23 protein-coding genes are annotated in these 25325 nt (G+C 71.0%); 17 read left to right on the forward strand and 6 right to left on the reverse strand.

All coding sequences use genetic code 11. From position 1 onward, the window contains the following. Positions 1-20 precede the first annotated feature (20 nt). The 12 genes from J4H92_RS12665 (at position 21) to J4H92_RS12720 (ending at position 13574) form a co-directional block, all read left to right on the forward strand. A complete protein-coding gene (locus J4H92_RS12665; RefSeq protein WP_243752331.1) occupies positions 21-857 on the forward strand; it encodes a mycofactocin-coupled SDR family oxidoreductase in 837 nt (278 codons plus the stop codon). Positions 858-933: 76 nt separating this feature from the next. Continuing rightward, positions 934-1872 carry an AAA family ATPase gene (locus J4H92_RS12670; protein WP_208098559.1) on the forward strand — a complete coding sequence of 313 codons (939 nt, stop codon included), beginning with the start codon at positions 934-936 and terminating at the stop codon, positions 1870-1872. A 6-nt stretch (positions 1873-1878) separates the two neighbouring features. After that, positions 1879-2874: a VWA domain-containing protein gene (locus tag J4H92_RS15800; RefSeq protein WP_208098560.1), complete on the forward strand. Its 996-nt coding sequence runs from the start codon at positions 1879-1881 to the stop codon at positions 2872-2874. A gap of 135 nt (positions 2875-3009) precedes the next feature. Next, positions 3010-4287, forward strand: a complete 1278-nt coding sequence (gene mftD / locus J4H92_RS12680; protein ID WP_208098561.1) for a pre-mycofactocin synthase MftD — start codon at positions 3010-3012, stop codon at positions 4285-4287. Positions 4288-4381: 94 nt separating this feature from the next. Beyond that, positions 4382-5953: a mycofactocin biosynthesis glycosyltransferase MftF gene (gene mftF / locus J4H92_RS12685; protein ID WP_208098562.1), complete on the forward strand. Its 1572-nt coding sequence runs from the start codon at positions 4382-4384 to the stop codon at positions 5951-5953. 72 nt (positions 5954-6025) lie between these two features. Continuing rightward, positions 6026-7210: an ABC transporter substrate-binding protein gene (locus tag J4H92_RS12690; protein WP_208098563.1), complete on the forward strand. Its 1185-nt coding sequence runs from the start codon at positions 6026-6028 to the stop codon at positions 7208-7210. Between the two features lie 41 nt (positions 7211-7251). Beyond that, complete coding sequence (locus tag J4H92_RS12695; RefSeq protein WP_208098564.1) at positions 7252-8109, forward strand: branched-chain amino acid ABC transporter permease; 858 nt, start codon at positions 7252-7254, stop codon at positions 8107-8109. Continuing rightward, positions 8096-9856: an ABC transporter permease subunit gene (locus J4H92_RS12700; RefSeq protein WP_208098565.1), complete on the forward strand. Its 1761-nt coding sequence runs from the start codon at positions 8096-8098 to the stop codon at positions 9854-9856. The genes J4H92_RS12695 and J4H92_RS12700 overlap by 14 nt, the downstream gene beginning before the upstream one ends. Beyond that, positions 9853-10539 (forward strand): ATP-binding cassette domain-containing protein, encoded by a 687-nt coding sequence (locus tag J4H92_RS12705; RefSeq protein ID WP_208098566.1) that lies wholly within the window; start codon positions 9853-9855, stop codon positions 10537-10539. The genes J4H92_RS12700 and J4H92_RS12705 overlap by 4 nt, the downstream gene beginning before the upstream one ends. Positions 10540-10617: 78 nt before the next feature. Continuing rightward, entirely contained in the window at positions 10618-11802 is a 1185-nt protein-coding gene (locus J4H92_RS12710) for a class I SAM-dependent methyltransferase (RefSeq protein WP_341783096.1), read from the forward strand. Between the two features lie 85 nt (positions 11803-11887). Next, positions 11888-12841, forward strand: a complete 954-nt coding sequence (locus J4H92_RS12715) for an aldo/keto reductase (RefSeq protein WP_208098568.1) — start codon at positions 11888-11890, stop codon at positions 12839-12841. Positions 12842-12890: 49 nt separating this feature from the next. Continuing rightward, complete coding sequence (locus J4H92_RS12720; protein WP_208098569.1) at positions 12891-13574, forward strand: TrmH family RNA methyltransferase; 684 nt, start codon at positions 12891-12893, stop codon at positions 13572-13574. A gap of 79 nt (positions 13575-13653) precedes the next feature. On the opposite strand, the gene J4H92_RS12725 is transcribed toward J4H92_RS12720, so the two are convergent. Continuing rightward, entirely contained in the window at positions 13654-14445 is a 792-nt protein-coding gene (locus J4H92_RS12725) for a PhzF family phenazine biosynthesis protein (RefSeq protein ID WP_243752357.1), read from the reverse strand. Positions 14446-14609: 164 nt separating this feature from the next. On the opposite strand from J4H92_RS12725, the gene J4H92_RS12730 reads away from it, so the two are divergent. Next, on the forward strand, positions 14610-15047 hold the full coding sequence (locus J4H92_RS12730) for a hypothetical protein (RefSeq protein ID WP_208098571.1): 438 nt from the start codon (positions 14610-14612) through the stop codon (positions 15045-15047). Between the two features lie 140 nt (positions 15048-15187). Here J4H92_RS12730 and J4H92_RS12735 read toward each other — a convergent pair whose 3' ends face one another. Beyond that, positions 15188-16831, reverse strand: coding sequence for a PucR family transcriptional regulator (locus tag J4H92_RS12735; protein WP_208098572.1), 1644 nt, complete (start codon positions 16829-16831; stop codon positions 15188-15190). Between the two features lie 358 nt (positions 16832-17189). Between J4H92_RS12735 and J4H92_RS12740 the strand changes: the two genes are divergently transcribed. Further along, positions 17190-18674, forward strand: coding sequence for a CoA-acylating methylmalonate-semialdehyde dehydrogenase (locus tag J4H92_RS12740; protein WP_208098573.1), 1485 nt, complete (start codon positions 17190-17192; stop codon positions 18672-18674). A 12-nt stretch (positions 18675-18686) separates the two neighbouring features. Further along, positions 18687-20078, forward strand: coding sequence for an aspartate aminotransferase family protein (locus tag J4H92_RS12745; protein ID WP_208098574.1), 1392 nt, complete (start codon positions 18687-18689; stop codon positions 20076-20078). A 28-nt stretch (positions 20079-20106) separates the two neighbouring features. Here the strand turns inward: J4H92_RS12745 and J4H92_RS12750 are convergent, their stop codons facing one another. The 3 genes from J4H92_RS12750 to J4H92_RS12760 form a co-directional block, all read right to left on the reverse strand. After that, a complete protein-coding gene (locus tag J4H92_RS12750) occupies positions 20107-20769 on the reverse strand; it encodes a CE1759 family FMN reductase (protein WP_208098575.1) in 663 nt (220 codons plus the stop codon). Next, positions 20766-21284 carry a MarR family winged helix-turn-helix transcriptional regulator gene (locus J4H92_RS12755; RefSeq protein WP_208098576.1) on the reverse strand — a complete coding sequence of 173 codons (519 nt, stop codon included), beginning with the start codon at positions 21282-21284 and terminating at the stop codon, positions 20766-20768. The genes J4H92_RS12750 and J4H92_RS12755 overlap by 4 nt, the downstream gene beginning before the upstream one ends. Positions 21285-21346: 62 nt before the next feature. Then, positions 21347-22528, reverse strand: coding sequence for an LLM class flavin-dependent oxidoreductase (locus J4H92_RS12760; RefSeq protein ID WP_208098577.1), 1182 nt, complete (start codon positions 22526-22528; stop codon positions 21347-21349). 159 nt (positions 22529-22687) lie between these two features. Here J4H92_RS12760 and J4H92_RS12765 point away from each other — a divergent pair, with 159 nt between their 5' ends. After that, positions 22688-23473, forward strand: a complete 786-nt coding sequence (locus J4H92_RS12765) for a siderophore-interacting protein (protein WP_208098578.1) — start codon at positions 22688-22690, stop codon at positions 23471-23473. 2 nt (positions 23474-23475) lie between these two features. Here the strand turns inward: J4H92_RS12765 and J4H92_RS12770 are convergent, their stop codons facing one another. Next, complete coding sequence (locus tag J4H92_RS12770; protein ID WP_208098579.1) at positions 23476-24114, reverse strand: hypothetical protein; 639 nt, start codon at positions 24112-24114, stop codon at positions 23476-23478. A gap of 247 nt (positions 24115-24361) precedes the next feature. On the opposite strand from J4H92_RS12770, the gene J4H92_RS12775 reads away from it, so the two are divergent. Next, positions 24362-25325: hypothetical protein (locus tag J4H92_RS12775; protein ID WP_208098580.1), on the forward strand; the 964-nt coding region annotated here is incomplete at its 3' end.

A 25325-nucleotide genomic window follows, 5' to 3' on the forward strand; every position in this document is an offset into this window, starting at 1 on the left:
AACAACACGAAGGAGTTATCATGACCGGAAAACTCGAGGGAAAGGTCGCATTCGTCACGGGGGCGGCTCGCGGGCAAGGCCGCTCGCATGCGCTCCGACTGGCGCAGGAGGGCGCCGACATCATCGCCATCGACGTCAACAAGCAGCTCCCCACCGTGCCCTACCGGGGCGCGACGCCGGAGGATCTGGCGGAGACCGTTCGCCAGGTGGAGGCGCTCGATCGCCGGATCGTCGCGGCCGAGGCCGATGTGCGCGACTACGGGGCACTGAAGGCTGCGGTCGACGAGGGAGTGACGCAGCTCGGCCGACTGGATATCGTGAGCGCGAACGCCGGCATATTCTCGAACGCGCCCTCCGACCAGCTCAGCGAGGAGGCCTGGGACGAGATGATCGACATCAATCTGAAAGGGGTCTGGCTCACGGCCAAGGCGGCCATCCCGCACCTCCGCGTCGCGGGCGGGGGATCGATCATCATCACCAGCTCCACCGCCGGGATCAAGGGCACGCCGAACTTCGTGCACTACGTCGCCGCGAAGCACGGGGTGGTCGGCGTCATGCGGACGCTGGCGAACGAGCTCGCCGCCGACGGCATCCGGGTCAACACGGTGCACCCCACCGGTGTGGAGACCGGGATGATCCTGAACGACAACCTCTTCGAGCTGTTCATGCCGGATCTGCCCGCGGAGCAGCGCACCCGGGAAGAGTTCGCCAAGCGCATGACCGGCCTGAACGCGTTGCCGATTCCCTGGGTCGAACCGGTGGACATCTCGAACGCGGTGCTGTTCCTCGCGTCGGACGAGGCGCGGTACATCACCGGCGTGCAGCTGCCGGTCGACGCCGGATCGACGCAGAAGTAGCCCCTCGAACGCGGGGCTCGGGCGCGTGCTCGGGCCTCGCGTTCCCGTCCGACAACCGATCAGAGGAACCCGCTCGATGAACACCGACCCGCCCCAGACGTCTCTCGCAGCGAGTCGCGCTCGCATCCTCGGCCGCGTCGTCGGCCGCAGGCACGAGCTCGAACTGACGCTCGCCGCCGTGGCGGCCGGGAGGGATATCGTGCTCGAAGGCCCGCCCGGGACCTCGAAGACCACGATGCTCACGGCCATCACGCAGGAGTGGGGGATCCCACTGCTCTTCGTGGAGGGCAACGCCGATCTCACGCCGGCGAAACTCGTGGGGCACCACAACCCGGCACGAGTGCTGCGCGAGGACTACTCGCCGGACAACTTCGTGGCGGGCCCGCTGCTCGAAGCGATGCAGCAGGGAGGCTTCCTCTACATCGAGGAGTTCAACCGGGCGCCCGAGGACACGCTCAACACCCTCCTCACGGCGATGGCCGAGCGCTCCATCACGGTGCCCCGCGTCGGCAGGATCGGCGCGCTGCCCACCTTTCGCGTGATCGCATCGATGAACCCCTTCGACAACGTGGGAACGACCCGCCTCTCGACGAGCGTGCACGATCGGATGAACCGGCTCGCCGTGAGCTATCAGGACGAGCCTGCGGAGATCGAGATCGTCGAGTTGCGATCCGGGCTGGAGGGCGACGGCGGCCGCCGGATCGTCGCGGACGCCGTCGCCGTCACCCGGGCCACCCGTCAGCACGAGGACGTGCGTCAGGGGTCGAGCGTGCGCGGCGCCATAGACGCCGCCATGATCGCGGCGCAACTGGCGGAGATGCGGGGCATCGATCCCGCAACGGCCGAAGGCGATGCCGGCGAGGGCTACGCCGCGATGTTCTACGATGCGATGATCGTGGCGCTCTCGGGACGCATCCACGTCGATGACGCGGCCGAGAGCACTCCAGAGGCGGTGCTGCGCGAGATCTGGGAGGATCGCTTCATCCTCGAGCCGCACCGTGCCGCGCCCGGATGAAGAGAGGTGGCGGCGGAGACCCCCCTGCAGCGGCGCTCCGAACGATCCCGCGAGCAGCCGGGCAGGCCGTTGAAGCGCCGGCCGAAGCAGCTCGACGAGGCCCCGACGCTGCACGATGCCACCGGCAAGGGCGGCGCGGTGCTGCGCGGCGGCGGCGAGGCCCGGCCGCGGAGCGCCTCCCCTCCCGGTGCGAGCGCGCCCGGCGAGACGGATGAGCCGGCGGCGCTGATCGACCCGCTCGGCCTCGCGGAGGACGCGCCGGAGATCGACCCCGCGGTGCGCGCGGTCGCGAGGAGCATCGCGGAACGGCTGTCGGTGCGCCGCCCCCGCCTCGACACCTCGGCCACTCGCGGTACCGGGCTTCTGATGAGCGTGCCCTATCGCGGCTCTTCCGATGAGATCGACCTCGACCGCACGATCGAGGTGCTCGCCGAGCGGCCGCTGCCCGACGACGAGGACATCTTCGTCCGGGAGCGGCTGCGCACCCGGCGCTCGGTCGTGCTCCTCGTCGACGTCTCCGGGTCGATGAAGGGCGAGAGGATCAAGACGGCCGCGGCGACGGTCGGGGCGCTCTCGGCGGAGCTCGAGCACGATTCGCTCGCCGTGATCGCCTTCTGGAGCGATGCCGCGGTGGTCCTCGAGCCGGGCGACGAGATCCGTCCGATGGAGCTGCTCGACACCATCCTGCGCATCCCCGCCCGCGGCCTGACAAACGTGGCCTTCCCCCTGGAGACGGCCGCCGCGCGGCTGCTGCGGGTCCCGGCGCGCGACTCGAGGGTCGTTCTGCTCTCCGACTGCGTCCACAACGCGGGCCCGGATCCGCGGCCGTTCGCGGCCCGGCTTCCGCGGCTCGACGTCCTGCTCGACGCGAGCGGCGAGAAGGACATCGAGCTCGGCCGGGAGTTGGCGGCGCGCGGGCGCGGCATCTGCCGGGTCATTCGCGGGCATCGGGATGTCGCCCCGGCGATCACCGCGATGTTCGGGGCAAATGACCGGTCATGAGTGCCCCTTTTCTTTTGGCACTCGGTGTCACTATGATCGTTGGTGATGGGGGTCGCTCCGAAGACGCGACCCAGCGCAGCGCGGCGCCGACCCGGCACCGCACTGCACGGCTTGTGAAGGAGAGTGAGGCGGCCGATGAGTTTGTGGCCTTGGAAGCGCAACCCCTGGTTCGAGACGGTGGCCGAGGCGCAGCGCCGGACGAAGAGGAATCTGCCGCCGTCCGTGTATGCGGCGCTCGTCGCCGGAAGCGAGCGCGGGCGGACCCCCCAGGAGAACATGGATGCGTTCGCGCAGCTGCAGTTCGCCCCGCACGTGGCGGGCCATCAGCCCGAGCGCGATCTCTCGACGACCGTTCTCGGGGTGCCGATCTCGATGCCGGTGGTGATCTCGCCCACCGGCGTGCAGGCGATCCACCCCGACGGCGAGGTCGCGGTCGCCCGCGCCGCCGCCGCCCGCGGGACCATCATGGGACTCAGCTCGTTCGCGTCGAAACCTGTGGAAGAAGTGGCGGCGGCCAACGAGAACACTTTCTTCCAGCTCTACTGGACGGGCAGTCGCGACGCGATGGTGCAGCGGATGGAACGAGCTCGCGCGGCGGGCGCGAAAGCCCTCATCGCCACGACCGACTGGTCCTTCTCCGTGGGGCGGGACTGGGGCAGCCCGGCGATTCCCGAGCGCATGAATCTTCCCGCCCTCGTCAAGTTCGCGCCCGAGGGCATCATCCGTCCGAAGTGGACGCTGCAGTGGCTTCGCGCCGGTCTGCCTGATCTCAGCGCTCCGAATCTCAAACCGCACGACGGGCCGGCGCCCACCTTCTTCGGCGCCTACGGCGAGTGGATGCAGACCCCGCCGCCCAGCTGGGAGGACATCGCCTGGCTGCGGCAGGAGTGGGGCGGCCCCTTCATGCTGAAGGGCGTCACCCGCATCGACGACGCCAAGCGCGCCGTCGACGTCGGTGTCGATGCGATCTCGGTGTCGAACCACGGCGGCAACAACCTCGACACGACCCCGGCCTCGATTCGCTGCCTGGGCCCCATCGCCGAGGCCGTGGGCGACCAGATCGAGGTGCTGCTCGACGGCGGCGTGCGGCGCGGCGGCGATGTCGCCAAAGCCCTGGCCTTCGGCGCGCGCGCCGTCATGATCGGCCGCGCCTATCTGTGGGGACTCGGCGCGAACGGCCAGACCGGCGTCGAGAACGTGCTCGATCTGCTGCGGATGGGCCTCGACTCCGCGGTGCTCGGCCTCGGCCACTCGTCGATCTCCGGGCTCAGCCGCGACGACTTCCTCGTGCCGGAGGGCTTCGAGGCGAGACTGGGGGACTCCGGCGATCCCGCCCCGGATTCGGGCGAGGCGAAGCGGCGCGCCCCCCGGCGCCCAGCTGCGAAGCGCCCGGTCGAGAAGACCGTGCAATAGGGCTTCGGGTACCCTCGCAGCAGGCCCACCGCCCCGAACCGCAGATCGTCGCGCACGGGGCACCCGCGTCCGCCCGAAAACGGAAGGAATCCCCATGTCACGCTCCCCGCAGGCCGAGGTCTGGGGCGACGTTCCGTACCCGCTGCCCCCGGCACGCACCCGCGAGGGTTCCGAGTTCGCGCTCAGGACGCCCCTGGCCTGGACCAGCGGGGTGGCGCTCCGCGCGGGGCGGATCGCGATCGGCGGGTCCCCCTGGGAGGTGACGCCGATCCCGGAGGCCGTGCGCCCGTTCGCGTTGAAGGTCTATGCCGCCAATCGTTCGGGGGTGACGGCTTCGTCCGCCGAGGAGCAGGACGCCGCGATCTATCTGCTCGATCGCGGCATCGTGGATCCGCTCCCCCCGCCCGCGGGGGAGGCCGCGACGCCCGATGACGTCGAGATCGTCATTCCGGTCCACGGCGACGCTGCACCGCTCGAGCGCTGCCTCGCCTCGCTGGCCGCCGAGGGGCTGCCGGTCACCGTGGTCGACGACGCCTCGCCGAAGGCGGATGCCGGCCGGATCAGGCGCGCGGCCAAGCGGTACGGCGCCCGACTCGTCGTGCGCGAGGAGAACGGCGGGCCGGGCGGGGCCCGTTCCTCCGGGTTCGCCGCGACCCGGGCGCCCTTCGTGGCGTTCCTCGACGCCGATGTGATCGCGTCCCCGGGATGGGTCGCGCGGCTGCGGCCGCTGCTGGAGGATCCCCTCATCGGAGCCGTCGGCCCGCGCGTGCGCCCGGACGTGCGCGGAGCCTCGGCGATCGAACTCTACGAGGAGACCCGCTCGGAACTCGACATGGGTCCGGATCCCAGCCGGGTCGTCTACGGCGTCCCCGTCGGCTGGCTGCCCACCGCCTCGGTGATCGTGCGCCGCAGTGCCGTCACGTCTCCGCCGTTCGAACCCGGTCTGCGCATCGGCGAGGACGTCGATCTGTTCTGGCGCATGCACGAGGCCGGATGGACCGTGCGCTACGCGCCGGACGTCGTCAACCATCACGGCGTGCGGACCGCGCTGAAGGACTTCTCCGGCCGCCGCTCGGGGTACGGATCCTCCGCGGCCGAACTCGAACTGCGTCACCCGGGTCGTCTCATCCCGGCCCGGCCGTCCCTCTCCGGTCTCGCGATCGTCGCGGTGCTCGCGAACAAGCGCGGCTGGGTGCGACTGCTCGCGCTCCCCATCGCGGCCTACGAACTCGCCAGGCAGCGAAGGATCCTCGGCAAGAGGATCCCGTTCTCGGTCGCGGTCGAGATGACCGGGCGGTCGCTGTACTCGGACGCGTTCTGGATGGGGCATCTCCTCCGCCGCGACTGGTGGCCGGTGGGGTGGGCCGTGCTCGCCCTCACCCCGCTCTCGCGGCTCGCGCGCGCCGTGGCGCTCGCGATGATGTGGGAACCGGTCCGGGACCATCTGCTCCGCCCCACGCGACTCGGGCCGGTGAAGAGTCTGGCCCTGCGTCTCCTCGACGACGCCTCATACGGCAGCGGCGTGATCCGGAACGCGATCCGCAAGCGCGTGCCGAATGTGGTCACCCCGCGAGTGCGCTTCCCCTCCTGGCCGAAGAAGGGCGCCGTGGGAGGCCCCTCCATCCAGGCGGGCCCGCAGGCCGCCGACGCGGACGACTCGGCGTAGCCTCCCCCGTCAACCCGTCGACGTACTCGAGGCGTCGGCATCACCACAACGTAGGAAGAAAGGCATCGCAGCATGCGGTCACTTGCACGGAGGAGTTCAGCTCTCCTCGCCCTCACCACCGTCGCGGCCCTGCTCCTGGCGGGATGCGCGCCGGGCGGAGAGGAGGCGCCCGACGCCGATCCGATCCGGGTCGGCGCGGTGAGCTCGATCACCGGTCCGGCACCCTTCCCCGACGTGCCCGGCGCCGCCCAGGCGCTGTTCGACCGGGTCAATGCCGAGGGCGGGATCGACGGGCGTCCGATCGAGTTCATCTCCGAGGACGATGGCGCGGATCCGGCGAAGGCGGCGCAGTCGGCGCGCCGACTGGTCGACGAGGACGAGGTGGTTGCGCTGGTCGGGGGCGCCAGCCTCGTCGAGTGCAGCGCGAACGCGGCGCTCTACGAGCAGCGCGGCGTGGTGAGCATCATGGCCACCGGCATCGAGCCCGCCTGCTTCACGTCGAAGAGCATCGTGCCGGTCAACGCCGGAACCTTCAACGGATATGAGACGCTGCTCTACTTCGCGAAGGACCAGCTTCGCGCGGAGCGGATCTGCCCGGTCATTCTGAAGAGCGAGGGGCTCACCGAGCCCTACCTCGAGCTCCTCGACGCCTGGCAGGAGACGACCGGAGTCGAGTTCGCCCACGTCGACACCTCGATCAACCTCGGCGACGATCCGACGCCGGTCATCCTCGCGGTCAAAGAAGCGGGCTGCGACGCCGTCGTGATCAATCCGACCGAACCGGAGGGCGTCTCGTTCATGAATGCCGTCGAGCAGCAGGGCATCCTCGATCAGGCCGACTGGCTGATGCTCACGAACGTCTACACCGAGGCCGCGATCGAGGCGTTGCAGGCCCAGGGAACCGTCGACCGCGTCTACGCGAACTCCGAGTTCCTGCCGTTCACGAGCGACGATCCCGAGGTCGAGGAGTGGCGCAGCGTCCTGACCGACGCCGATGTGCAGATCACCTCGCTCTCGGAGGGAGGGTACGTCAGCGCGCAGATCCTCGTCGACGTGCTGCGGAGCATCGACGGCGAGATCACCCGCGAGTCGGTGACCGCCGCACTGCGGGAGGCGGGCGAGATCGAGCATCCGCTGCTCGGCATGCCCTTCGTGTTCGACGACGCCGACGGGCACAATCCCAACCGCGCGAGCATGATGGTGCAGGCCACCGAGAACGGGTGGGAGCCGGTCGGGGACTGGGTCGCACTGCCCTGATCCCGCACGATGCGATGACTCCGCATGGACGCTGAACTCGGATGATCGAGAGCATCGTCGCCGGTTCGGTGACCGGATCCAGCTACGCGATTCTCGCGGTGTGCGTGGTCGTGGTCTACCGTCTTGTCGGTGTGCTGAACTTCGGGCAGGCGGCGCTGGGCGCGTTCGGGGCGTACGCCTGCTATGCGATGCTCGGCTCCGGGATCCCGCTGCCGGTCGCGGTGCTGCTCGGCTTGGCGACGGCCGCTGCGCTCGCGGGGTGCGCGGGATGGGTGCTCGCACGCTGGTTCGGTGAGCCGACGACGACGGTCCGCGCGGTCGTGTCGGCGGTGCTGCTGGTCGTGCTGCTCTCGGTCGGGTTCCGGCTGTTCGGGGACTCGCCCCGCGTGATGCCGAGCCTCGTCCCCGGCGTCTCATTCGAATTGGGCGGGGTGCGGATCTCGCTCACCACGGTCGTCGCGCTTGCCGCCACGCTCCTCGTCGCGGGCGGATCGACCCTCGTCTCGCGCCATACGAGGCTCGGGGTGCGCCTCGAGGCGATGTCGGAGCGGCCGACGACGGTGCAGCTGCTCGGGGTGAACGTTCGCCTGCTCGCGAGCGGCGTCTGGGCGGCGACGGGCGCGTTCTCGGCGCTCGCGCTGCTGCTGGTGGCTCCGACGCGCAACCCGACCTTCGAGACGATGTCGTTCTTCGTCGTGCCGGCGCTCGCCGCCGGCCTCCTCGGCGCGTTCTCCAACGTCTGGGTCGCGGCCGCGGGCGGTCTCGTCATCGGCGCGCTGGAGGGGGCGGGCGCCCGGATCGATGTGATCGCTGACTATCGCGGCGCGATCCCGTTCGTCGTCATCATCGCAGCGCTGATCTGGTTGCGCAGGCGGGAGGTGTGGGATGCCTCTCGATAAGACCGAACGGCCGGTGCGGCGGGCGCAGGCTCGCCGCGCATCGGGTGCGGTCGCGCTCCTGGCCGCTCTGGTACTGCTGGGCGGGTTCCTCCCGCTCTACTGGGTGTATCTGCTCGCCACGGCGGCGATCAGCGCCCTCGTCGCGCGCAGCATCGGCCTGGTGACGAACCGGGTCGGAATCATCACGCTCTGTCAGATGTCGTTCGCGGCGATCGGCGGGTGGGTGGTCTCGTGGCTGGCACTGGCGTGGCCGGGAGCGCACTTTCCGGTGCTGGTGCTCCTCGGGGGGCTGGCGGCTGGCCCCGTCGGCCTCGTGATCGGGGCCGTGACGACCCGCATCCGCGGCGCGGAACTCGCGGTGGTGACGCTCGGTTTCGCCGCGGCGCTCGATCTGGTGCTGAGGCAGTGGGGCTTCCCGGGCGTGGGCACGGGCACGCCCGTTCTGCCGTCGGCTCCCTTCAGCGATCCCCGATGGTTCTTCGCGCTCGCGTGGACGCTGCTGATCCTGCTCCATCTCTGCCTCACCGCTCTGTCTCGGACCCGACTCGGCTCCGGATGGTCCGTGCTGCGGGCGAGCGAGCGCTCGGCCGCCGCGCTCGGCGTTCGCGTCGTCGCCGCGAAGTCCGCGGCCTTCGGCGCCGGCGCGCTCGTCGCCGGGGTGGCCGGAGGGCTGCTCGCCGGCCAGTACGGGCTGCTCACCACCGCGGTGTTCACGCCGCTCAGCTCGATGGTCCATCTGGCGACCGCGGTGCTGTGCGGCGCATCGGTGCTCGGGGGAGCCGTCCTCGCCGGGCTCTTCACCGTCCTGGTCCCCGAGGCGCTGCGGAGGCTCGGTCTGCCGCTCGACCTCGGCAACATCATCTTCGCCCTCGGCGCCTTCGACGTGCTGCGTCGGGGCAACGGCGGCATCTGGGAGCAGCTGAGCGCGGGGCTGCAGGACCGGGCCTTCCGCGACGTGCGCGCCGTCTGCCAGCCGACGGCGCGGTCGCGCGGAGTCGAGGGGGCGTCGGAGTGCGGCGCAGTGGCCCGGCCCCCTTCTCGACCTCCGGCGCTCCAGGCGAGGGGGCTCGGCGTCCGGCTCGGCGGCCATCGCGTGCTCGACTCGGTCGAGGTCGTCGTCGCCTCCGGCGAGGTCCACGCGCTCATCGGGCCCAACGGGGCGGGGAAGTCCACGTTCATCGACGCGGTGACCGGGTTCCTTCCCGCGTACGAGGGGACGATCCGCGTCGGCGGTGCACCGATCGATCCGCTGTCCGCGAGTGCGCGCGCACTGGGCGGAGTGCGCCGGACCTTCCAGCAGTCGCGCGTCAACGGATCGTCGACCGTCGACGAGTATCTGCGATTGGCCGCCGGGAGCCGGAGCCCGAGCTCGATCCCGCTCGTGCGGGAGCTCTTCGGCCTCCCCGAGGGGCGCCTGCCGATCCGGCTCATGGATGCCGGGTCCCGGCGCATTCTGGAGGTCGCGGGGGCGCTCGCCGCGCGACCGAGGCTGCTGCTGCTCGACGAGCCCGCGGCCGGGCTCGACGACGCGGTCAGCCGGGAGCTCGCCGCGGTGCTGCGCGGGATTCCCGCCGAGTTCGACTGCGCCGTGCTGGTGATCGAGCACGACATGGAGTTCGTCCGCGCCGCGGCGAGCCGCACGACCGTGCTCGACGAGGGCCGAATCGTCGGCTCCGGACCGACCTCCGAGATCCTCCGGGACCCTCGGGTGATCGCGGCGTATCTCGGGAAGGGGGGCGGAGCGTGAACGATGGACTGCGGGTCGACGGACTCACGGTGCGGCGGGGCGGGCTCACGATCTGCCGCCAGGTCTCCTTGACCGTCCCGCCCGGCGAGATCACCGTGCTGCTGGGGGCGAACGGGGCGGGAAAGACGACGCTGCTCGACGGCATCGCCGGGGTCCTCCCGGCGGCGGAAGGAACGGTCGCCCTGGCCGGTCGGCCCATCGAGACGTTGCCGGTGCACCGCCGCGCCGCGCTCGGCATCGCGTATGTGGAACAGGGGCGCAGCGTCTTCTCGCGTCTGACGGTCGAACAGAACCTCGCCGTCGTGGACGGCTCCCGCGACGCCCTCGGGCGGGCGTATGAGATGTTCCCCCGGCTCGCGGCCCGCCGGGGCGTGCGGGCCGGGCTGCTGTCGGGCGGCGAGCAGCAGATGCTCGTGATCGCGCGGGCGCTCGCGACCGGGCCCCGCATCCTGCTCGTGGACGAGCTCTCGCTGGGGCTCGCCCCCGCGGTCGTGCGAACCCTGCTGGGCGCCCTCGCCGACCTCGCCGACTCGGGGGTCGGCATCCTGCTCGTGGAGCAGTTCGCCGAGATGGCGCTCAGGATCGGATCCACCGCGCATCTTCTGCGCCGCGGCCGCGTGGTGCGGACGGCGCCCTGCGGGGAGCTGCTGCGGGATCCGGGGGTGCTCTTCGGGAATGGCTGATCCTGAGACGGAGAACCCCGCGGCTTCGGCGAGGAGGGAATGGTCGGTCAAGATACCGGTAGGTGCCAGAATGGGTCGGTGCCCGACCTCGACACGCTCTTCGCCGCTCTCTCGCGAGAGCCCGATGTCGACGCGCCCGAACTGCTGGCCCACGACGCCACCGATCGGCTGCTGCTCGAGACGGCCGGCTCGGAGGCCGGGCCGGCCGCATCCGGGACGATCGTCGTGATCGGCGACCGCCACGGCGCGCTGACCCTCGGCGCGGCGTCCCGCCTCGGGGCGCGGGACATCCGGGTGCACCAGGATCCGATCCTCGGGGAGCGCGCCCTCGCGGCCAACGCCGAGCGCATCGGCAGCTCCGGGATCTATCGGAATCATGATCTCGGCGAGAAACTCCTCGCCGGGGCGGAACTCGTGCTCGTGCAACTCCCGCGCTCGCTCGCCGAGCTCGACGAGATCGCGCAGACGATCGCACGCTGGGCCGCCCCCGGCGTCACCGTGCTCGCCGGCGGTCGGGTGAAGCACATGACGCACGGCATGAACGAGGTGCTGGAGCGCAGCTTCGCGCGAGTGTCCGCCGGTCTCGCCGTGCGCAAGTCCCGGATCCTGACCGCCCGCTCGCCGCGCTCGGCGACGGAACTCGGGGAGCCGCGGTTCCCGATCTGGGGCGACGACCCCGACCTGCCCTTCCGCATCGCCGCGCACGGAGCGACCTTCGGCGGAGCCGCGCTCGACCACGGCAGCCGACTGCTCCTCCGGACCATCGGGGCGCCGCCGTCCCCGGCGCCGAGGATCGTCGACCGCAGCGCCGATGCCCGCGCCGGCGACCACTCCGGTATCGTCGACCTCGGGTGCGGCAACGGCGTGCTCGCCACGGCGGCCGCGCTCGCGGCGCCGCAGGCCCGGGTGACGGCCACCGACCAGTCCCGTGCCGCCGTCGCCGCCGCGCGGCTCACCGCCGACGCGGCCGGAGTCGGCGAGCGGGTGTCGGTTCACCGCGCCGACGCGACGGAAGCGGTCCCGGACGGGTGGGCCGACCTGATCCTGCTCAACCCGCCGTTCCACACCGGGTCGACAGTGCACCCCGGTGTCGCGCACCGCCTCATCCGCGCCTCGGCCGGCGCGCTTCAAACGGGAGGGGAGCTCCGACTCGTCTTCAACTCGCACCTGCGCTATCGCACGCTGGTCGAACGCGAGATCGGCCCGAGCCGTGAACTCGCCCGGGATCGGCGTTTCACCGTGCTCTCCGCGATCCGCAGGTAACACTCGGTCACGGTCCGGCGCCACGGCGTAGCCTTGAGCGGAGACGAACGCCCGCCCCGCGATCCTGAACACTGAAGGAGCCTCCATGACCGCCCGCACCACGATCGGCACCTCCGATCTCGAGATCGCTCCGCTCGCCCTCGGGGGCAACGTCTTCGGCTGGACGGCCGACCGCGACGCCTCCTTCGAGGTGCTCGACGCGTTCGTGAGCGGAGGCGGGGACTTCATCGACACGGCGGACGGCTACTCCCACTGGGTGCCCGGAAACACGGGAGGCGAGAGCGAGACCATCATCGGCGAGTGGTTCGCGGCCCGCGGCACCCGCGATCGCGTGACCATCGCCACGAAGGTGTCGACGCACCCCGACTTCGCGGGCCTCGCCCCGGCGAACGTGCGCGCGGCCGCCGACGCCTCGCTGCAGCGACTGGGGACCGATCGGATCGACCTCTACTACGCGCACTACGACGATGCGGAGACCCCGCTGGCCGAGACCGTCGCCGCGTTCTCCGCGCTGGTCGACGCGGGCAAGGTGCGCGCCATCGGCGTCTCGAACTACACGGCCGACCGGGTCGACGAATGGCTGCGGATCGCCGACGAGGGCGGCTATCACGCGCCCGTCGCCCTGCAGCCGCACTACAACCTCGTCGAGCGCGACTTCGAGAGGAACGGACTGCGCGACAGCGCCGAGCGCGGGGAGCTCGCGGTATTCCCCTACTACTCCCTGGCAAAGGGGTTCCTCGCCGGCAAGTACCGGGAGGAGAGCGATGCCACCGCTGCGGGCGCGAGCACGCGCGCCGAGGGAGCCGCCGTCTATCTCGACGACCGCGGGCGCGAGGTGCTCGCCGCGCTCGACGAGATCGCCGCGGCGCACGGAGCCGAGGTGACCACGGTGTCGCTGGCCTGGCTGCGCCAGCAGCTCACCGTGACCGCGCCCATCGCCAGCGCCCGGAACACCGAGCAGCTGCCGGCGCTGCTCGCGTCGCTCGAGCTGGAGCTGAACCCGGCAGAGCTCGCCGCGCTCACCGCGGCCTCCGCCTAGGCAGACGGACGAGGCCCTCGTTCCGTCGGCGGCCTGGGAGAATGGGCGGATGACCGCAGGCTCGTCGACTCCCGACCCCCGATCGCACCCCGAGCGCTCCACCGCCGGGGTCGGCCCCTGGCCCGGCGGTCCGACGGCCTGGCCGGCGGACTCCCGCTTCGACCCCGAGCTGCTCGCCCACGGCGACACCCGCAACGTCGTGGATCGCTACCGCTACTGGCGCATGGAGGCGATCGTCGCGGACCTCGACCGCCAGCGCCACCCGTTCCACGTGGCGATAGAGAACTGGCAGCACGACATGAACATCGGATCGGTCGTGCGCAGCGCCAACGCCTTCGCCGCCGACGCCGTGCACATCGTCGGGCGGCGGCGCTGGAACAAGCGCGGCGCCATGGTGACCGACCGCTACCAGCACGTCGACCACCACGAGAGCATCGCGGCGCTGGCCGCATGGGCGCAGGCTCGCCGCCTCCCGATCGTCGCGATCGACAACGTCCCCGGCTGCGTGCCGATGGAGACCCTGGACTGGCCCGAACGCTGCGTCATGCTCTTCGGGCAGGAGGGGCCGGGGCTGACCGAGGAGGCGATCGCGGCGGCCGAGGTCGTCGTGGAGATCACGCAGTACGGATCCACGCGGTCCATCAACGCCTCGGCCGCCGCCGCGGTGGCCATGTACTCCTGGGTGCAGCAGCACTCGCCCCTGCGGCCGCGTCGAGGGAGAACCGTCGGCTGAGCTTGTCGAAATCCGGACCTCCCGGACGGATGGACCCGCCGTCAGGGTCGTCGCATCACGGGCGCCGGCCGCTGTTCCCTCATCCCGTGGGCAGGGTGACGTCGGCCCTCATGAAAGTCACTGCGCCCCCTTCGAGCAGCACGCGATCCTCGGTCAGCTCGCACCCCAGCCAACCGCCACGGGACGAGGCCTGATACGCGGTGAGCCGGTCCAGGCCCAGCCGCGCGGCCCAGTAGGGCACGAGGGTGGCGTGGATCGACCCGGTGACCGGATCCTCGGGGATGCCCGCGCCGGGAACGAAGTAGCGCGACACGAAGTGCGCCCGCCTCCCGGTCGACTCCTGGCCGGTGACGACCAGACCGACCGGACCGAGTCGAGAGATCTCGGCAAGGTCGGGCACGAAAGCGCGCACCGCGTCGGCGTTGCCCAGATCGGCGAAGATGTTCTCGAAGTTCCGGAAGATGCCCGCGGGCGGCACGGAGAAGACCCCGGAAAGCTCCTGCGGCAGCACGGCGAGCGGCTCAGGGTCCAAGCGCGGCACATCGAGCCGGTAGCCGCCTCGCACTTGCGAGACCCGCAGCGCCCCCACCCGGGTGTGGAAGACCAGCGTCGAGGACGCCCCGAGTTCGGTGAACAGGATGTGCGCCGTCGCGATGGTGGCATGACCGCAGAAGTCGACCTCCTGCGCCGGGGCGAACCATCGCAGATCCCACGCCCCGTCCGAGCGGGACCTCACGAATGCCGTCTCGGCCAGGTTGTTCTCCGATGCGACCGACACTGCGAGTTCGTCGGCCAGCCACTCATCGACCACCAGCACCGCAGCAGGATTGCCCTCGAAGAGCCGATCCGTGAAGGCATCCACCTGGTACATGCGCACGAGAGCCCCTATCGTCGCGCCGGATCCGGCACCTCCGACCCTATCTGACCGCCAGCGAACCCCCACCGCGCCGCGACTCCGGCCTCGGCCGGTATCCTTGTCCGTGCGATCCGCGATGACCGCGGCGGGTCGGCGAGGTCGGAAGGGCAGGGAACGCCGTGTGCGCAACAGTCCTCTGGGCGGTCAACGCCGCCGCATTCACCCCCGGACTCCGGCGGTTCACCCTCGAACGGATCGGCCGCGAACCGGAGATCGCCGGTCATCGGATCGCATCGGAGATGCTCCGCCCCACGTCGGTCGTGTTCACGCTGACGTTGAACATGTGCGACTGCGGGCACGCCATCGGCTCGGGCCGCTCGCGCCCGGCCCCGCGCGAGGCGACCGCGGAGAGCTGGCTCGCGTGGATGCGCGGGCTTCCGCAAGCGGCGCCCCACCTCACCCGGATCGCCGCCCTGCGGGCGTGGAACCCCGACGACCACCGCGCGGTGACGCCGATCGGAGAGCAGCGCGCCTCCATCGACCGGCTCCAGGAGGCAACGCTCAGAGCCCTCCCCGAGGGCGCCCTCCTCGCCGTCGACTACCCGCGACCCGGTTGACGGGGTCCGCGGCCCGTGCGCGGATCGCTCCCGTCGCGCCAGGAGCGCGCGAGCCCCGGAGGGCTCGCTTCCGCGGCAGTGCTCATTCCCGTCGCGCCAGGAGCGCGCGAGCCCCGGAGGGCTCGCTTCCGCGGCAGTGCTCATTCCCGTCGCGCCAGGAGCGCGACGGTGAGCGTGGCGATCACCTCGCCATCAGTGAGGTCCGCCCCCAGCAGTTCCTCGATCAGCGCGAGACGCTGGTAGAACACCGAGCGCGACAGCCGGGCCCGCTGCGCCGCCAGGGAGCGGTTCGTCGGATGCGCGATATACGCTGCGAGGACGCGCAGGAGGTCGCCGGAGTGCCCGGGACCCGAGCGGCCGTCGTGCTCGACGAGGGGCCCGAGGACATCGGCCGTGTACTCCTGGAGCTCCGGCATGCCGGAGAGCCGACGCACCAGGTGGGCGAGAGGCTGGCGCGCGGTCTGCTGCACGGTCACGCGACCGACCTCGGCGGCCGAGGGCAGACGGCCGACCGAGCGCACCTGCTCGAGCGAGGCGACGAGCTGTCGGAGGCGTCGGGAGGGGGCGCCCAGCGAGACGTGCGTGCGCCAGCTCGGCGGCGTGGTCGCCGGGACGAGCATGTCGAGTTCCCGTGCCAGGCGGCGCGCCAGCTCGGGCGCCTCGGGGAGGGCGCCCTCCCCGATTCTGGCGTCCCCCTCCGGAAGCGAGATCAGCGCGAGCCTGAGTCCCCCGGGGGAGGAATCGTCGGAGGCGACCAGCACACGCCCCTCGGGAGCCACCGCGCGCCGGAGAGCGGTTTCCACGGTCGCCCGTTCGAGCGAGTCGTGCGCGCCGAAGTCGCCCGTGCCGTGCAGCGTGGCCGCGATCACGACTCGACCGGAGGTCGGAAGCCCCGCTGCGGCGAGCTGGGCGGAGAGCTCGGCGTCGTTGCGGTAGCGGCCGCCGAGCAGCAGATCGAACAGGCGCTTCGAGCCGAAGCGGAGCCATTGCTCTCCCTCCGAGTCGGCGAGCCGACCGAGTGCCAGGGCGAAGGCGCCGAGCTCGAGCACGGTGCGCCGGCCCGCGGCGTGCGCCGGACCTGGCAGGGCGGTGAGGATGCCCCATCTGATGCCGCGGGCCTCGACCGGGACCCGCTCGGAGCCGTCCGGCAGCTCGGGCTCGCGGCCCTCGGACCACGGCTCGAGCGTCCGGGCCGTCTCGGTGCCCAGCCCGGCGAGCGCGACGACCCGGTGGGCGGGATCCTCGAGCACCACGGGCGCGGAGAGGGTCTCGGCGAGCTGCTCCACCACGTAGTCGATCGGGCTGCGGTTCAGTCCGAGTTCGGTCAGCATGGCGTGCACCTCGGCGCGCGCCTCGAGCGCTTCGTTCTGCGCGGCGAGGATGCGCTGGTGCACGCGCTGGGTGATCTGCACGAAGCGCACCTCGCGGTGCAGGGCGATGAGCGGAATGCCCGCGGCCTCGCAGGCGAGGATCAATTCGGCGGGCGCCTCAGCGAACTGCGCACCGAGTTCGAGGATCACGCCGGCAGGGTCGGCGGCAGCGAGTCCGCGTGCGATCCGAGCGAGCTCGGCACCCCCGTGCGACCAGCCCGCCCCCGTGGTGAGGATCAGCTCGCCGCCTTCCAGCAGCGCGAGTGCCCCCGCGCCCGCCACCACGTGAGCCCAGCGCACGGATCGACCGAGCCCGGCGGATCCCGCGACGATGTCAGGCTCGCCCGCCCGCACCTCGGGCAGTTCGAGCACATCTGAGACCCGCATCTGCGACTGCACGGAGGACTCCGTCATCAGTACCGGCCTCTTTCGCTTCCCGAGGAGAGGTGGGGGGGGGGGGGGGGGGGGGGGGGGGGGGGGGGGGGGGGGGGGGGGGGGGGGGGGGGGGGGGGGGCGGACAGGCGCCGTCGTGTCCCTTGTGCGACCGAGCGATGTGCGATCCTGCACATCGCGAGGGCGCACCTTTCGGGATGCGACTGCGGCTCCGACCCCCGCACCGGAGTTCATACAAAGTGTACGGCAATGACGAGAAGTGCGGATGGTCTGGCGGTGTCATTGCGGTTGATCCTTTGCAAAACTGGAATGCACCGGCACGTCAAGCGCCGAACAGACTGAACGAATCCGCAACAACCACAGGAAACGAGGGCCGCACATGGCACGCATCCCCCACGTGATCGCCGGCGAGAAGGTCACCGACGCCGAGCGCACGCAGCCGGTGTTCAACCCGGCGACGGGCGAGGAGCAGCACGAGGTGTCGATCGCCTCCGTCGCCACCGTCGAGCAGGCGATCGCCGCGGCCAAGGAGGCGCTGCCGAAGTGGCGCGCCACCAGCCTGACCAAGCGGGCGGACGTCTTCTTCAACCTGCGCCAGCTGCTCAAGCAGCGCACGCCGGAGCTCTCGGCGATCGTCACGAGCGAGCACGGCAAGGTCCTCAGCGATGCGGCCGGCGAGATCGCCCGGGGCCTGGAGAACGTGGAGTTCGCCTCGGGGCTGCTGCACCTGCTCAAGGGCGAGCGCGACGAGCAGGTCTCCACCGGGATCGACGTGCACTCGGTGAAGCAGCCGGTGGGCGTGGTCGCCGCGATCACCCCGTTCAACTTCCCGGTGATGGTGCCGCTGTGGATGATCGCGAGCGCGATCGCCTGCGGCAACACCGTCGTGCTCAAGCCGAGCGAGCGGGATCCCTCGGCGTCGGTGTTCATCGCGGATCTCTTCCGCGAGGCCGGCCTTCCCGACGGCGTGCTCAACGTGGTCCACGGCGACAAGGTCGCCGTCGACACCCTGCTCGACAGCCGCGACGTCAAGGCCGTCAGCTTCGTCGGCTCGACCCCGATCGCCAAGTACATCTACGAGCGCGCCGCCGCCAACGGCAAGCGCGTGCAGGCGCTCGGCGGCGCGAAGAACCACATGATCGTCATGCCCGACGCGGATCTGGACGGTGCGGCGGACGCCGCGGTCTCCGCCGCGTACGGTTCGGCCGGCGAGCGCTGCATGGCCGTCTCGGTCGTGGTCGCCGTCGGCGGCGTGGGCGATGGGCTCGTGCAGAGGATCGCCGACCGCATCAAGGACCTGAGGATCGGCGACGGCACCGATCCGGCCAGCGAGATGGGCCCGCTGATCACGCGGGAGGCCAAGGAACGCGTCGAGTCGTACGTCGCGGGCGCCGCGGACGAGGGGGCGACCGTGGTGGTCGACGGGCGCGAGCAGGAGTTCGCGGAGACCGGCTTCTTCACCGGCGTCTCCCTGATCGACCATGTCCAGACGGACAGCAAGGTCTACCGCGACGAGATCTTCGGGCCGGTGCTCGCGGTCGTGCGCGTCGACAGCTACGAGGAGGGCGTGCAGCTCGTCAACGATCACCAGTTCGGCAACGGCACCGCCATCTTCACCCGCGACGGCGCCACCGCGCGCCGGTTCGAGTTCGAGGTGGAGGCCGGCATGGTCGGCATCAACGTGCCGATCCCGGTGCCGGTCGGATCGTTCTCCTTCGGCGGTTGGAAGGATTCGCTCTTCGGCGACTCTCACATCTACGGCCCCGAGTCGATCCACTTCTACACCCGCTCGAAGGTCATCACGACCCGCTGGCCGAAGCCGGACCAGTCCAGGGTCGACCTCGGCTTCCCCAGCAACGACTGAGAGGATCGCAGCATGAGCGACTACACCGATCTGAACGGCACCCCTCGGAGCTTCGGCGACGCCGAGGCGCAGCGCGAGGTGCGCGAGAACGACCGCGGCTACGTGTTCCACTCCTGGTCCGCGCAGGGGAAGATCGATCCCCTGCCCGTCGCCAGGGGCGAGGGCGCGAAGTTCTGGGACTACGACGGCACCGAGTACCTCGACTTCTCGTCGCAGCTCGTCAATCTCAATCTCGGCCATCAGCACCCCGGGCTGGTCAAAGCGATCCAGGATCAGGCGGGGCGCCTGACCACCATCCAGCCCGCGCTCGCCAACGACGCGCGCGGCGAGCTCGCCAAGAGGATCGTCGAGCACTCCTTCGAGGGAGCCCGCTCGGTGTTCTTCACCAACGGCGGCGCGGAGGCCATCGAGTACGCGGTGCGCCTGGCGCGCCAGAGCTCGGGCAAGCGGAAGATCCTCAGCCGCTATCGTTCGTACCACGGCTCGACCGGCACGGCGATCACGATGACGGGCGAGCCGCGGCGCTGGGCCAACGATGTGATCGACGGCGAAGTGGTCCACTTCTTCGGTCCCTATGCCTATCGCAGCGCGTTCTGGGCGGAGACCCCGGAGCAGGAGACCGAGCGGGCGCTCGCGCACCTCGAGCAGCAGATCCAGCTCGAGGGTCCCGGCACCATCGCCGCGGTCGTGCTCGAGACCGTCACGGGCACGAACGGCGTGCTGGTGCCGCCGCCCGGCTACCTGCCCGGCGTGCGCGAGATCACCGAGCGCCACGGGATCCTCCTGATCCTCGACGAGGTGATGGTCGGCTTCGGGCGCACCGGCGAGTGGTTCGCCTACCAGGGATTCGATGTGCGACCGGATCTGGTGACCTTCGCCAAGGGGGTCAACTCGGGCTATGTGCCGCTCGGCGGCGTCGTGATCAGCGAGGCGGTGCACGAGGCGTTCGTCGAGCGTCCGTTCCCCGGTGGGCTGACCTACTCGGGGCATCCGCTCGCCTGCGCGGCCGGCGTCGCGACCTTCGACATCTTCGAGCGCGAGGGCATTCTGGAGCGGGTCCGCGACCTCGGCTCTCGAGTGATCGAGCCGCGGCTGCGCGAGATCTTCGAGAAGCACCCCTCGGTGGGGGAGTATCGGGGCACGGGGCTCTTCTGGGCGCTGGAGCTCGTGAGGGATCGGGCGACCCGCGAGCCTCTCGTGCCCTTCAACGCCTCCGGAGACGCTGCCGCGCCGTTCAACGCGGTCGTGGCCGCCTGCAAGGAGGCGGGGCTGTGGCCGTTCGCCGCGGGCAACCGGTTGCAGATCGCGCCGCCGCTGGTCATCTCCGAGGAGGATCTGGTGAGGGGTCTCGACATCATCGACGAGGCCCTGAAGGTCGCCGACTCCTACGTCGTCGGCGCCTGAACGAGCCGGCCGAGCCGCGACGGGCGGATCACCCGCCCGTCGCGAGCCGCATGAGCCCGGTGTCGAGATCGATCGCGGTCTCGGCGCCGCCGGCACTCCCGAGACGGTGCTGGTAGGCGCCCCAGGACTCCGTCCGGAGTCGCGTCGCGAAATCGCTCTGCATCAGCAGGAGGAGTTCCGTCGCCGCGCGGTCGATGCGGCGGCTCAGGCTCCCCTCGCTCCAGTCCTCGGGAGCGGCGAATACCGAGGTGGGGGCGGTCATGGTGCGCAGGTAGGCGAAGAGCCCGCGCATCTGTTCGTCCGTCACGAGGGAGTGGCGGGCGCTTCCGCCCGTCGCGGCGAGGACCACCGGCATGCCGATCAGCAGATCGGTGTCGAGCGCCTGGAAGAACGAGATGAACAGTCCGCTCGGGACGGCCTGGTAGACGGGGGTGCTCGCGACGATGCCGTCGGCGTCCCGGAGCAGGTCGAATGCGCTCCGCAATGCGGGCGAGACGAACCGGCTGACCAGCGCATTCGAGACGTCGGCGGACAGCGCGCCGAGATCGATCGTGCGGATCTCCGTCTCGAGGCCGTGGCCGTCGCCGAGCTCCGCGGCCCGGCTCGCGATGCGATCGGCGAGCAGTTTCGTCGAGGAGGGGCTGCTCGTGCCGGCGTGGACGATGACGATGGTCCGGGCTCTGGTGCTCATGATCCTGTCTTCTCCGTGTCTTCGGGGCGGACGGCGCTGCGCGGGTGCGCGGCGCTCGCGGGGGCGCTGCTCGCGCGACCGTCGCGGAGCAGTTTCACGGTGAGCCGGTGGAGTTCGTGCAGCTCCGCCTCGTCGAGGCGGCCCCCTACGGCCCGGGCGACGCTCCGCGCGTGCGCGCGTCCGACCGTTCGCTGCATGTCGCGTCCGGCGTCGGTGAGCGCCACCCGGACGGCGCGGCCGTCGGCGTGGTCCGCGTCGCGGGCCACGAGGCCGCGTCGCTCCAACCGGTCGACCAGGCGGGAGAGCGCCGGCTGGCTCAGGAGCACCGTGTTGCGAAGCTCTCCGACCCTGGCGGGCGCCGGGCACTTCGCGAGGGTGTAGAGCACGTCGTACTCCCGCATGGTGATGCCGTGGTCGGACCAGACGGATTCGGCGCCGAAGCCGCGCATCAGCACCGCGTGAGCGGTCAGCAGCGACTCCCAGGTCTCGTTGGCGAGACGGATGTCGACGGGCATTCGGTTCCCCTTTCTCGAGGTGCGGGCGGCGACGGCGCTTCCGCGCCTGAGCGCCCGCGGGATCACAGGCCGGAGGCCGCGCCCGCCCGGGCCGAGTCCTGGTAGGGCGATCCTCCGGTCACGTTGTCGCCCCGGTTTGCGCCCGGGCGGAACCGGCGGGGTTCGGCGTCGCCGTACTTCGCCCGGACGAGCGAGGCGTGCGACGGGGTGTCCGGCACCTCCGGGTCGCGCCGGGCCGCGAGCTCCTTCCGCAGCACCGGCACCACCTCGCCCCCGAGCAGCTCGAGCTGGTCGAGAACGGTCTCGACCGGCAGCCCGGCGTGGTCCATGAGGAACAGCTGCCGCTGGTAGTCGCCGAAGTACTCCTGGAAGGTGAGGGTCTTGTCGATGACCTCCTGCGGGCTGCCCACCGAGAGCGGCGTCTGCGCGGTGAAGTCCTCGAGCGACGGGCCGTTGCCGTAGACGGGCGCCTCATCGAAGTAGGGGCGGAAGCCGTTCCAGGCGTCTTGCGAGCGCTTGGCGATGAAGGCCTGGCCTCCCAGCCCGACGATCGCCTGCTTCTCGCTGCCGTGGCCGTAGTGCGCGTAGCGCTGGCGGTAGAAGTCGATGAGGCGCTTGTAGTGCTCCTTGGGCCAGAAGATGTTGTTGGCGAAGAAGCCGTCGCCGTAGTAGGCGGCCTGCTCCGCGATCTCCGGCGTGCGGATCGAGCCGTGCCAGACGAAGGGCGGCACGTCGTCGAGCGGGCGCGGGGTGGAGGTGAAGCCCTGCAGCGGGGTGCGGAACTTGCCCTCCCAGTCGATCACGTCCTCCCGCCAGAGGCGATGCAGGAGGTTGTAGTTCTCGAGCGCCATCGGCAGGCTGCTGCGGATGTCCTTGCCGAACCACGGGTAGACGGGCGCGGTGTTCCCGCGGCCGAGCATGAGATCCATGCGTCCCTTCGCGAGATGCTGCAGCATCGCGTAGTCCTCGGCGAGGCGCACCGGATCGTTGGTCGTGATCAGGGTGGTGCTGGTCGAGACCTTGAGGCGGGTGGTCTGCGCGGCGATGAAGGCGAGCAGCGTGGTCGGCGACGACGAGAAGAAGGGCGGATTGTGATGCTCCCCGACGGCGAAGACGTCGAGGCCCACCTCCTCGGCCTTCTTCGCGATCCTCACGGTCGCGTCGATGCGTTCCGCCTCGCTGGGCGTCACGCCGGTGGTGGGGTCGCGCGTGATGTCGCTGACCGTGAAGATCCCGAATTCCATCGTCCGCTCCTGTCCGGGGATATTTGTATGCGTTTGCATCTAATTCAACGCGGATCGTCGCCGGGTATTCCCGCGCGAAACCCGATGGCTGCGCGGCGAGAGGCGGGTTCACAGCTCTCCACCGGGACATCGCGGCCCGGACGGGGATAGCCTGGGGGCATGTCGCTCGCCTCCTCCACCACTCGCCGCACGCCCCGTCCCTCCATCGAACTGGAGGTGCTGGAAACCGAGTGGCTGAATCCGCATCTGGTGCGGGTGGGCCTGGGCGGCGACGGATTCTCGCGGTTCGAGGACCGTCCCGAGACGGACAAGTACGTGAAGCTGCTGTTCGCGGCGTCCGACCCCGAGCCGCGTCAGGTCACCCGCACCTACACGATCCGTCGAGTGGTCCCCGCGGAGCAGCGGTTGGAGATCGACTTCGTGGTGCACGGCGACGAGGGGCTCGCCGGCCCCTGGGCGGCGGCGGCCCGAGCGGGGGACCGGATCGCGCTGATGGGGCCGGGAGGCGGCTACGCGCCGCGACCGGATGCGGAGTGGCATCTCTTCGCCGGTGATCTCTCCGCGGTCCCCGCGATCGCGGCGTCGCTGGAGGCGCTTCCGGACGACGCCTCGGGCGTCGTGCTGATCGAGATCGACGCCGCGGACGCCCCGGTGCCGCTCACCGCGCCCCGGGGCGTCGAGGTGCGATGGATCCTCGATCCCGCGCACGATCCGCAGCGGCTCGCGGAGGAGGTGCGATCGCTCGACTGGCCCTCGGGGGAGATCCAGGTCTTCGCTCACGGGGAGCGCGAGGCGATGAAGGCCCTGCGTCGGATCCTCTTCACCGAACGCGAGCTCGAGCGCGGACAGGTCTCGCTGTCGGGCTACTGGGCGCGGGGTCGCACCGAGGATCGCTTCCAGGCCGAGAAGCGCGAGTCGATCGGGAAGATCTTCCCCGAGGGCTGAGCCTACGAGGCCGTCGGGCGCTCCGCGGACTCCGGCGCGGGATCCGCATCCGCTGCGGCGGGCTCCGAAGCGTCTGCGGCGGCCGGTGCCGTTCCGGGCGCCTCGGATTCGACCGCGACGGTCTCCGCCTCGGCGGCTTCGACGGCTGCGGCTTCCGCGGTCTCAGTCGCCGGCTCGGCGACCGCCGGCTCAACGACTGCCGGCTCGGCGGCCTCCGGCTCAGTGACTTCCGGTTCGGCGGCCTCCGCTGCGGCGGGGTCGGCGGCAGCGGTCTCCTCCGCGGCGCCGGAACCGGTCGGCTCGGGGGCGGCAGCCCGGAGCGGAGCCTCCGACGGCCGCGGTGGCGGGGCGTCCCAGCGTCGTCCGCCGCCGATCGCGCCGACGGCGAGGGCGAGCAGGATCCCGACGATGCCCGCGCCGAGCAGGACGGATCCGAGCACGATGGCGGACGGGTTGCCGTACACCTCGATCGCCGTCGCCGTGTTGTCGGCGAGCTTGGTCACGAGGGTGTCGAGATTGGTCGCCACGAGGGATCCGCCGATCGCCGCGGAGCCGAGGGAGAGGAGGACGAGGGCGCCGTAGGACACCGCCGGCAGGATGCGGAGTCGTGGTCGTGCGGGCGGCTGGGGTGCTGAAGGCATTGCGGGGAGTTCCTATCGAGTCGAGGGGCTGGCGCGATCAGCATAGGGACCGTTCCTATGCGTCTGCTGCGGAAGCGGGAGATCGGCAGGGTCGTCCGGTCGCCTGCGGATGGGCGGGCGAACCGGAGCCCCTCTTGCGATCCGATGAAAGTGTGGTTACCCTAACCTAGAGCTGATCTCTTGCGGGATGGCTTCTGGACGGCACCGAGTCCGGTGCAGTGCTCATCGCACAACGAATGAGGAGAGAATGAAGGACACGAGATCCAAGCGGCAGACGGGAGGGTACGCGGCGCTGGGAGCGCTCACCACCCTGGCCCTCGTCGCCACGCCCCTGACCGCCCAGGCCGTCGAGGTCGGCACGTCCTCCGGCTGGGCCGCCAGCGTGGAATCCGTCGACAGCGGAGTGAAGAGCGGGTATCAGCTGGCCGCGGCCGGCGGCTCCGTGTACGTGGCCGATGCGCAGTGGCGCGTCGAGAACAAGGTCGTGGGCACGCCGGAGAACACCCCCGGCGTCAACAGCATGCGCTCCACGTTCTCGCCGTACGGCATCGCGGTCGATCCCGATGTGAACGGCGAGACCACGATCGTGACCACGACCGCGCGTCAGCGCGATCCCGATGCCCAGTACGGCTACGGCGGCGGCGTCGTGATCTACAACGAGTCGCAGGGCGCTCCCACCGACGCGGATCGCGTCTTCGACTACGCCGACGGCTCCCCGGTCTTCGCCGGTCCGCGCCGCATCGCGGTCGACACCTCCCGGAATCGCGCCTATGTGACGAACCTCGGCAACTCCCGCAGCGCCGGGCCGCGCGACGGCTACGTCACGGTGCTCGACCTGACCAAGCGCGGCACCGAGGCCGTGATCGCCCAGGTCACCGTCCCGGATCAGGCGGGATCGGTCGGGGTCGCCGTGGACGAGGCGAACAACCTCGTCTACGTGGGCGGCTACGCCGACCGCGGTGAGGACGGCGCCGACGTCGAGACGCTGTACGTGATCGACGGCCGCAAGATCAACACCGGCGACCCCACCAGCTTCTCGCTCAACAACGGCGCCATCGAGGCGCTCGACGGCGTGGTCGGCGGGAACGCGCGTCCGACGTTCAATGCGGGGACGAAGAAGGTCTACGTGTCGGCGTACGACGATTCGACGATCACCGTGGTGAACGCCGATCCGGCTGATGCTGCGAACTACGGCAAGGCCGAGAAGGTCA

Source organism: Leucobacter weissii, from assembly GCF_017565745.1.
In the GTDB taxonomy this organism is placed as follows: domain Bacteria; phylum Actinomycetota; class Actinomycetes; order Actinomycetales; family Microbacteriaceae; genus Leucobacter; species Leucobacter weissii.

Excerpts from the sequence above, each read along its gene's own strand:
- J4H92_RS12745 (WP_208098574.1), top strand. The coding sequence starts at position 18,687 with ATGAGCGACTACACCGATCTGAACGGCACCCCTCGGAGCTTCGGCGAC.
- J4H92_RS12665 (WP_243752331.1), top strand. The coding sequence starts at position 21 with ATGACCGGAAAACTCGAGGGAAAGGTCGCATTCGTCACGGGGGCGGCT.
- J4H92_RS12670 (WP_208098559.1), top strand. The coding sequence starts at position 934 with ATGAACACCGACCCGCCCCAGACGTCTCTCGCAGCGAGTCGCGCTCGC.
- J4H92_RS12690 (WP_208098563.1), top strand. The coding sequence starts at position 6,026 with ATGCGGTCACTTGCACGGAGGAGTTCAGCTCTCCTCGCCCTCACCACC.
- J4H92_RS12765 (WP_208098578.1), top strand. The coding sequence starts at position 22,688 with ATGTCGCTCGCCTCCTCCACCACTCGCCGCACGCCCCGTCCCTCCATC.
- J4H92_RS12725 (WP_243752357.1), bottom strand. The coding sequence starts at position 14,445 with ATGTACCAGGTGGATGCCTTCACGGATCGGCTCTTCGAGGGCAATCCT.
- J4H92_RS12695 (WP_208098564.1), top strand. The coding sequence starts at position 7,252 with ATGATCGAGAGCATCGTCGCCGGTTCGGTGACCGGATCCAGCTACGCG.
- J4H92_RS12700 (WP_208098565.1), top strand. The coding sequence starts at position 8,096 with ATGCCTCTCGATAAGACCGAACGGCCGGTGCGGCGGGCGCAGGCTCGC.
- J4H92_RS12735 (WP_208098572.1), bottom strand. The coding sequence starts at position 16,831 with ATGACGGAGTCCTCCGTGCAGTCGCAGATGCGGGTCTCAGATGTGCTC.
- J4H92_RS12755 (WP_208098576.1), bottom strand. The coding sequence starts at position 21,284 with ATGCCCGTCGACATCCGTCTCGCCAACGAGACCTGGGAGTCGCTGCTG.
- J4H92_RS12740 (WP_208098573.1), top strand. The coding sequence starts at position 17,190 with ATGGCACGCATCCCCCACGTGATCGCCGGCGAGAAGGTCACCGACGCC.
- J4H92_RS12750 (WP_208098575.1), bottom strand. The coding sequence starts at position 20,769 with ATGAGCACCAGAGCCCGGACCATCGTCATCGTCCACGCCGGCACGAGC.
- J4H92_RS12760 (WP_208098577.1), bottom strand. The coding sequence starts at position 22,528 with ATGGAATTCGGGATCTTCACGGTCAGCGACATCACGCGCGACCCCACC.
- J4H92_RS12770 (WP_208098579.1), bottom strand. The coding sequence starts at position 24,114 with ATGCCTTCAGCACCCCAGCCGCCCGCACGACCACGACTCCGCATCCTG.
- J4H92_RS12720 (WP_208098569.1), top strand. The coding sequence starts at position 12,891 with ATGACCGCAGGCTCGTCGACTCCCGACCCCCGATCGCACCCCGAGCGC.
- mftD (WP_208098561.1), top strand. The coding sequence starts at position 3,010 with ATGAGTTTGTGGCCTTGGAAGCGCAACCCCTGGTTCGAGACGGTGGCC.
- J4H92_RS12715 (WP_208098568.1), top strand. The coding sequence starts at position 11,888 with ATGACCGCCCGCACCACGATCGGCACCTCCGATCTCGAGATCGCTCCG.
- mftF (WP_208098562.1), top strand. The coding sequence starts at position 4,382 with ATGTCACGCTCCCCGCAGGCCGAGGTCTGGGGCGACGTTCCGTACCCG.